Source organism: Streptomyces fuscigenes (assembly GCF_021556455.1).
GTDB lineage: Bacteria > Actinomycetota > Actinomycetes > Streptomycetales > Streptomycetaceae > Streptomyces > Streptomyces fuscigenes.
Genome location: NZ_JAKGCV010000284.1, coordinates 1 through 7,209, shown reverse-complemented (window position 1 = coordinate 7,209; position 7,209 = coordinate 1). Strand labels below are relative to the sequence as shown.

Annotated in this window: 8 protein-coding genes and 1 pseudogene; 2 read left to right on the top strand and 7 right to left on the bottom strand. The window is 73.4% G+C overall.

All coding sequences use genetic code 11. From position 1 onward, the window contains the following. Positions 1-136 (top strand): annotated as a pseudogene (locus L1885_RS20085) (carboxyl transferase domain-containing protein); the annotation flags it as partial. On the opposite strand, the gene L1885_RS20080 reads toward L1885_RS20085, so the two are convergent. The 5 genes from L1885_RS20080 to L1885_RS20060 form a co-directional block, all read right to left on the bottom strand. Then, the gene (locus tag L1885_RS20080) at positions 76-1,308 is read right to left on the bottom strand and encodes a DUF6986 family protein (protein ID WP_235798552.1); all 1,233 of its coding nucleotides are present in this window, start codon (positions 1,306-1,308) and stop codon (positions 76-78) included. The pseudogene L1885_RS20085 and the gene L1885_RS20080 sit on opposite strands and share 61 nt — an antisense overlap. Positions 1,309-1,484: 176 nt before the next feature. Beyond that, positions 1,485-2,447 carry an electron transfer flavoprotein subunit alpha/FixB family protein gene (locus L1885_RS20075; protein WP_235798551.1) on the bottom strand — a complete coding sequence of 321 codons (963 nt, stop codon included), beginning with the start codon at positions 2,445-2,447 and terminating at the stop codon, positions 1,485-1,487. A 93-nt stretch (positions 2,448-2,540) separates the two neighbouring features. After that, entirely contained in the window at positions 2,541-3,326 is a 786-nt protein-coding gene (locus tag L1885_RS20070) for an electron transfer flavoprotein subunit beta/FixA family protein (RefSeq protein WP_235798550.1), read from the bottom strand. A gap of 184 nt (positions 3,327-3,510) precedes the next feature. Further along, positions 3,511-4,041, bottom strand: coding sequence for a flavin reductase family protein (locus tag L1885_RS20065; RefSeq protein WP_235798549.1), 531 nt, complete (start codon positions 4,039-4,041; stop codon positions 3,511-3,513). Further along, positions 4,038-4,451 carry a thioredoxin family protein gene (locus tag L1885_RS20060; protein ID WP_308117360.1) on the bottom strand — a complete coding sequence of 138 codons (414 nt, stop codon included), beginning with the start codon at positions 4,449-4,451 and terminating at the stop codon, positions 4,038-4,040. Before L1885_RS20060 ends, L1885_RS20065 begins: the two co-directional genes overlap by 4 nt. 144 nt (positions 4,452-4,595) lie before the next feature. Between L1885_RS20060 and L1885_RS20055 the strand changes: the two genes are divergently transcribed. Beyond that, positions 4,596-5,321, top strand: a complete 726-nt coding sequence (locus L1885_RS20055; protein ID WP_235798553.1) for a lysophospholipid acyltransferase family protein — start codon at positions 4,596-4,598, stop codon at positions 5,319-5,321. A 99-nt stretch (positions 5,322-5,420) separates the two neighbouring features. Here L1885_RS20055 and L1885_RS20050 read toward each other — a convergent pair whose 3' ends face one another. Together L1885_RS20050 and L1885_RS20045 are read right to left on the bottom strand one after the other, a co-directional pair. Beyond that, complete coding sequence (locus tag L1885_RS20050; protein ID WP_235798548.1) at positions 5,421-6,530, bottom strand: threonine aldolase family protein; 1,110 nt, start codon at positions 6,528-6,530, stop codon at positions 5,421-5,423. Further along, positions 6,500-7,209, bottom strand: a 710-nt coding sequence (locus L1885_RS20045) for an SDR family NAD(P)-dependent oxidoreductase (protein ID WP_235798547.1), incomplete at its 5' end; no start/stop codon positions are given. The genes L1885_RS20050 and L1885_RS20045, both read right to left, overlap by 31 nt.

Here is a 7,209-nt window from a genome sequence, read left to right as displayed (position 1 = left end):
GATGGTCACGGCGGTCGCCTGCGCGCGCGTGCCGAAGCTGACGGTCGTGGTGGGCGGCTCCTACGGCGCGGGCAACTACTCGATGTGCGGCCGGGCGTACTCGCCCCGGTTCCTGTGGATGTGGCCGCGCGTCAGGTGGCCGGCGAGCGCCCTGGCGGTGGCGGGCTCGTCCAGTACCCCGCCGGCGGTGCGGGACGCGTAGTCGGCGAGCCGGCGGGCGGTGGCCGCGAGGCCTTCGCGGTAGAAGGCGTAGACGGCCGCGTACCGGGTGGGCAGGTGGCCCGGGTGCATGTCCCAGCCCTGGTAGTAGGCGCGGGACAGGGCCCGCCGGGTCAGCCCGTAGTGCAGCCGCCAGGCGTCGTGGACCTCGGCGCGGGTGCCGACGGGCAGGACGTTGGTGGAGCCGTCGCAGACATGGACGCCGGTGCCCGCGGCGGCCACCTGCATCACTGCCTTGGCGTGGTCGGCCGCCGGGTGGTCGCTCGACTGGTCGCCGGCGCTGACGCCGAGGCAGGCGCTGTAGTCGAAGGTCCCGTAGTGCAGCGCGGTGGCACGACCGCCGGACGCGTGGATCATCCGGGCGACGGTGGCGGTGCCGTCGGCGCCCAGGACGGCCTGGCTCGTCTCGATCTGTATCTCGAAGCGCAGGCGCCGTGCGGGCAGGCCGTGCGCGCGCTCGAACGCCTCCAGGACCCGGGCCAGCGCGGCGACCTGCTCGGCGTAGGTCACCTTGGGCAGGGTCAGCACGAGCCCCGGGGGCAGGCCGCCCGCCGCGAGCAGGCCGCTGAGGAAGACGTCGAGGGTGCGCAGGCCGCGGGCGCGGACGGGCGCTTCGAGGCACTTCATCCGGATGCCCGTCCAGGGCGGGGCCGTACGGGCCTCGTGGGCGGCGTGCACGAGGCGCGCCGCGCGGGCCGCGACCCGGTCTTCCTCGGCGTCGCCAGGCGCTCCGTAGCCGTCCTCGAAGTCGATGCGCAGGTCCTCGACGGGCTCGGTGGCGAGCTTGTCGCGGACCCGCCCGTACACGGCCTCCGCGAGTTCGCCGGGCAGGCCGACGGCGCGGGCGAACGAGGCAGCGTCGGGGGCGTGTTCGTCGAGGGCGGCCAGCGCGGCGTCGCCCCAGGCGCGCGGTGTTCCGGCGGTGAGCGCATCGGCGGGCACGTAGACGGTGTGCACCGGCCGGCGCGTGCCGGGATCGCCCGGGTAGCGGCGCTCGAGTTCGGCGTCGACCGGCGCGAGGGCCCGGTCGACCTCCTCGCGCACGCCGTCCGGAAGGCTGGTGACGACGTGCTCCGCCCGCTGTGCCATGGACCCGCTCCCTCTGCCGCCGCCGCGCCTCTGTTCAACATTCTGTTGAAGACGGCCCCGACCGTAGTACCGGGGCGGCGGCGGGGTCAACGGTGCGCGCACCTGACGACAGGGGCCCGGGGCCGCGCGGTGTGAGTACCGCGCGGCCCCGGGCCCCTGGAAGGACGCGGAAGGGGTCAGCCCTTGCGGGCCTTGACCTCCTCGGTCAGCTGCGGAACCACGTCGAACAGGTCGCCGACGACGCCGTAGTCGACCAGGTCGAAGATCGGCGCCTCGGAGTCCTTGTTGATCGCGACGATCGTCTTCGAGGTCTGCATGCCGGCCCGGTGCTGGATCGCGCCGGAGATGCCGGAGGCGATGTACAGCTGCGGCGAGACCGACTTGCCGGTCTGGCCGACCTGGTTGGAGTGCGGGTACCAGCCGGCGTCGACCGCGGCGCGCGAGGCGCCGACGGCCGCGCCGAGCGAGTCGGCGAGCCCCTCGATGAGGGAGAAGTTCTCGGCTCCGTTCACGCCGCGGCCGCCGGAGACCACGATGGCGGCCTCCGTCAGCTCCGGGCGCCCGGTCGACTCGCGCGGCTCGCGGGAGACCACCTTGGTGCCGGTGGCGGTGTCACCGAAGGACACCGTGAGCGGCTCGACGGTGCCGGCCGCCGCGGAGGCCTCGACCGCGGCCGAGTTGGGCTTCACCGTGATGACCGGAGTGCCCTTGGAGACACGGGACTTGGTGGTGTACGCGGCGGCGAACACGGACTGCGTGGCCACCGGGCCCCCGTCGCCGGCCTCCAGGTCGACGGCGTCCGTGATCAGGCCGGAGCCGATGCGCACGGCCAGGCGCGCCGCGATCTCCTTGGCCTCGCCCGACGAGGGCAGCAGCACCGCGGCGGGCGACACACTGTCGTAGGCGGCCTGGAGCGCGTCGACCTTCGGCACGACGTGGTAGTCGGCGAACTCGGGTGCGTCGGCGGTCAGGACGCGTACCGCGCCGTGCTCGCCGAGCGTGGCGGCGGTGGCCTCGGCGCCGGAGCCGAGCGCGAGGGCGACGGGCTCGCCGATGCGGCGGGCCAGCGTCAGCAGTTCGAGGGTGGGCTTGCGGACGGCACCGTCGACGTGGTCGACGTAGACGAGAACTTCAGCCATGGGACTGCTCTCCTGCGAATGTGAAGTACGGGGGCTGGGGGGCGCGTTGCGGCCGCGGCGCCGGGCGCCGGGCCCGGCGGCCGCGGGGCGGGGTCAGATGAACTTCTGCTCCGCCAGGTAGGCAGCGAGCTGCTTGCCGCCCTCGCCCTCGTCCTTGACGATCGTGCCCTGCGTGCGAGCGGGGCGCTCGGTCACCGCGTCGACGGCGCTCCAGGCGCCGCCGAGGCCGACCTCGTCCGCGTCGAGGTCGAGGTCGCTCAGGTCCAGCGACTCGACCGGCTTCTTCTTCGCGGCCATGATGCCCTTGAAGGACGGGTAGCGGGCCTCGCCCGACTGGTCCGTGACGGACACGACGGCGGGCAGGGAGGCCTCCAGCCGCTCGGTGGCCGCGTCGCCGTCCCTGCGGCCCTTGACGGTGCCGTCCTCGACGGAGACCTCGGACAGGAGCGTCACCTGCGGCACCCCGAGCCGCTCGGCGAGCATCGCGGGCAGGACGCCCATCGTGCCGTCCGTGGAGGCCATGCCGCACACGACCAGGTCGTAGCCGGTCTTCTCGATCGCCTTCGCGAGCACCAGGGAGGTGCCGAGCGCGTCGGTGCCGTGCAGGTCGTCGTCCTCGACGTGGACGGCCTTGTCGGCACCCATCGAAAGGGCCTTGCGCAGCGCGTCCTTGGCGTCCTCGGGACCGACCGTCAGCACGGTGATCTCGGCGTCGTCGGCCTCGTCGGCGATCTGCAGCGCCTGCTCGACGGCGTATTCGTCCAGCTCCGACAGCAGACCGTCCGCATCCTCGCGATCGACCGTGAGGTCGTCCGCGAAGTGCCGGTCGCCGGCGGCGTCGGGCACGTACTTCACACAGACAACGATCCTCAAGCTCACGCCAGCTCCCTTGCACGTCTGTCCGTCGTCGTTAACGGGCTGCTTGGTTGAATGCAAGCATATGCGCCCGTTCACACCGCGGTTCGGCCTCGGCGACCGGCCGCCACGGCGTAGATATTACTCGCCAGTAAGAAGCATGCTCGCCCATCGCATTCCCGCTGAGCAAGCGCTTGTAACTGTGACCTCAGTCGCGTGCGGGGCCGAGGCCGTGGAAGGCGCCCCGGTGGTAGACGAGCGGGCCGCCGGAGCCCGAGGGGTCCCCCTCGACGACGCGCGCGACGACGATGCGGTGGTCGCCCGCCGGCACCCTGGACTCGACCTCGCACACCAGCCACGCCAACACGCCGTCCAGCACCGGCACCCCGTGCGGCCCGAAGCTCCAGGAGGTCGGCGGCGCGAACCGGTCGGCGCCGCTGCGGGCGAAGGTCGCCGCGAGCTCCCGCTGGTGCTCGGCGAGAACGTGCACGCCGACGTAGCGGGTACGGGCCAGCACCGGCCAGCACGACGAGGTGGTCGACACGCCGAAGGACACCATCGGGGGATCCGCGGCCACCGACGTGAGCGAGGTGGCGGTGAAGCCCACCGGCCTGCCCTCCGTACCCGCCGTGATCACGGCGACGCCGGCCGCGTGCCGGCGGAAGACGGACCGCAGCAGTTCGGCGGAGCCCGGCTCGGGCGCCGGACGGGGCGGGCCGACCCTGTACACGTCCGTCACGCGACCGCCTCGCCGAGCGCGGCGATCACGTCGGCGCGGCGCGGCAGCCCGGCCGCCCGGCGCACGATGCGGCCCCGGGCGTCCAGGACCAGCACGGTCGGGGTGGACTCGACCTCCAGGGCGCGCACGAGAGACAGGTGCTTCTCGGCGTCGATCTCCACGTGCGTCACGCCGTCGACCATGTCCGCGACCTCGGCGAGCGTGCGGCGTGTGGCCACGCAGGGCCGGCAGAACGCGCTGGAGAAGTGCACCAGGGTGGCCCGCTCCCCCAGTCCGGTACCCAGCTCGGCGGCGCCGAGTGCCCTCACGCCGTGCTGCCCGTCCACCGTGGCCTCCCACCCGAAGCTGCTCGTGTCGCCGCCCGGCCCACCCGGACGGCGGATACCTACCCACTGACCGGCAGCGCGCATGCGGCCTGCGATTATTCCGTGTAAGGGGCAGTTACGGGGCGGACGTGACAAGTATCTCGCGCCCCACTGCCGAGGAGGCTGGTCATGACCCCGCTCATCGGGCACGATCGGGCCGACATGCCGAAGAAGAAGGGTCCCCACCAGATGCCAGAGCTCGTCTATCGGCCGGTCATCGGCTTCGTCCGGTCGGTGTTCGCTGCCCTGGACGTCAAGGTCGACCTGGAGGGCAGCGAGAACATCCCGCGCACCGGTGGCGCCGTTCTCGTCAGCAACCACATCAGCTACCTCGACTTCGTCTTCGCCGGCCTCACCGCGCTGCCGCAGAAGCGGCTGGTGCGCTTCATGGCCAAGGACTCGGTCTTCCGGCACCGCGTGTCGGGGCCGCTGATGCGCGGCATGAAGCACATCCCCGTCGACCGGGACCGGGGGGAGAAGGCGTACGCGGACGCGCTGGCGTCGCTGCGCTCCGGCGAGATCATCGGCATCTTCCCCGAGTCGACCATCTCCCCGTCGTTCACGCTCAAGAGCTTCAAGACGGGCGCGGTGCGCATGGCGCAGGAGGCGGGCGTGCCGCTCGTCCCGATGGCGCTGTGGGGCTCGCAGCGGCTGTGGACCAAGGGCAGGCCGCGCAACTTCCGGCGCAGCCACATCCCGGTGACCGTGCGGGTGGGCGAGCGCCTGGAGGCGCCCGAGGGGGAGTACGCGGGCCCGATCACCCGCCGGCTGCGCGAGCGCGTGCAGGAGATGCTGGAGGCGGCGCAGCGCGCCTACCCCGTCCGGCCGCGGGACGCGGCGGACGCCTGGTGGCTGCCCGCCCACCTGGGCGGCAGCGCGCCGAGCGCCGCGGAGGCGCGCGAGGCCGGGGCCTGAGAAGGACGGGCGGCCGGCGTGACACCGGCCGCCCGCCCGCGGCCCGCCCCTGGGCGCCAGAACCCGGCCCCGACCGGGCGGCCGGCGCGCCCCCGGCGGCTACGCCTCGCGGGCCATCTCCTCGGTGATCGCCCCCACGAAGGCGTCGATGTCCTCCTCCGTCGTGTCGAACGAGCACATCCAGCGCACCTCGCTCGCGGCCTCGTCCCAGAAGTAGAACCGGAACTGCTTCTGCAGCCGCACGGCGACGTCGTGCGGGAGCCGGGCGAACACGCCGTTGGCCTGCACCGGGTAGATGATCTCCACCCCGTCCACGGCGCTCACGCCGTCGGCGAGGCGCCGCGCCATCGCGTTGGAGTGCCGGGCGCTGCGCAGCCACAGGTCCCCCGCGAGCAGCGCTTCGAGCTGCACCGAGACGAACCGCATCTTGGAGGCCAGCTGCAGCGAGAGCTTGCGCAGCCGCTTCACGGCGCGGGCCGCGTCCGGGTTGAGGACGACGACGGCCTCGCCGAAGACCATGCCGTTCTTGGTGCCACCGAAGGAGACCACGTCCACGCCCGCGTCGGTGGTGAACTCCCGCACGGGCACACCGAGTGCCGCGGCCGCGTTCGCGATGCGCGCGCCGTCGAGGTGGACCTTCATGCCGCGCTCGTGGGCGTGCGCGCACAGGGCCCTGATCTCGCCGGGCGTGTAGAGCGTGCCGTACTCGGTCGACTGGGTGATCGAGACGACCTGCGGCATCGCGCGGTGCTCGTCGTCGAAGCCGAAGGCCTGCCGGTCGACCAGCTCGGGGGTGAGCTTGCCGTCGGGCGTCGCCACGGTGAGGAGCTTGAGCGCCCCCACCCGCTCGGGGGCGCCGCCCTCGTCGGTGTTGATGTGGGCGCTCTCGGCGCAGATCACACCGCCCCAGCGGTCCACCATGGCCTGGAGTGCGACGACGTTGGAGCCGGTCCCGTTGAAGACCGGGAACGTCTCGGCGCTCGGGCCGAAGTGGCCCCTGACGACGTCCTGGAGGTGCGCGGTGTAGTCGTCCTCGCCGTAGGCGGTCTGGTGGCCGCCGTTGGCGAGCGCGAGGGCCGCCAGCACCTCCGGGTGCGCGCCCGCGTAGTTGTCGCTGGCGAAGCCCCGCACCGCGGGGTCGTGGCGGCGGCGGGCGTCGGTCTCGGTCGTCGCCTGGTTCAGGGTCGGTTCGGTTCGGGCGTCAGCCACAGACGGTGTCCATTCACTTCCTGCGCGGGCCGGCCCCAGAGTCCGGCGACGGCCTCGGCCAGGTCCCTGACGTCCGTGTAGCCCGCGAACTTCGCTTCCGGTCGCTCGGCGCGCAGCGCGTCGTGCACCAGTGCCTTGATCACCAGGATCGCAGCCGCCGCACGCGGTTCCGCGTCGCCCCCCGCCTTCGCCGCCCTGCGGAACGAGTCGCCGAGGGCGAGTGTCCATGCCTCCGCCGCGGCCTTGGCGGCCGAGTAGGCGGCGTTTCCCGCGGTCGGTTTCGTCGCGCCCGCCGCGCTGACGAGGGCGTAGCGTCCCCGCCCGCTGCGCAGCAGGGCGTCGTGGAAGGCGAGGCTGGTGTGCTGCACCGTGCGCACCAGCAGCTTGTCGAGCAGGTCCCAGTCGGCGAGGTCGGTCTCGCCGAAGCTCTTGGAGCCGCGCCAGCCGCCCACCAGGTGTACGAGGCCGTCGACGGCGCCGTGGTCCTTCTCGGTCCGCTCGGCCCAGGCCCGGGTCGCGGCGGGGTCCAGCAGGTCGACGGTGGCGCCCGTGACCCTGGAGCTGCCGGCGTACGCGGCGGCCTCGACGACCTCGCCGAGCCGGTCGGCGTCGGCGTCCGCGGCCACGACGGTGGCGCCGGCGGCGGCGAGCCGCAGGACGGCGGCCCGGCCGGCGGGTC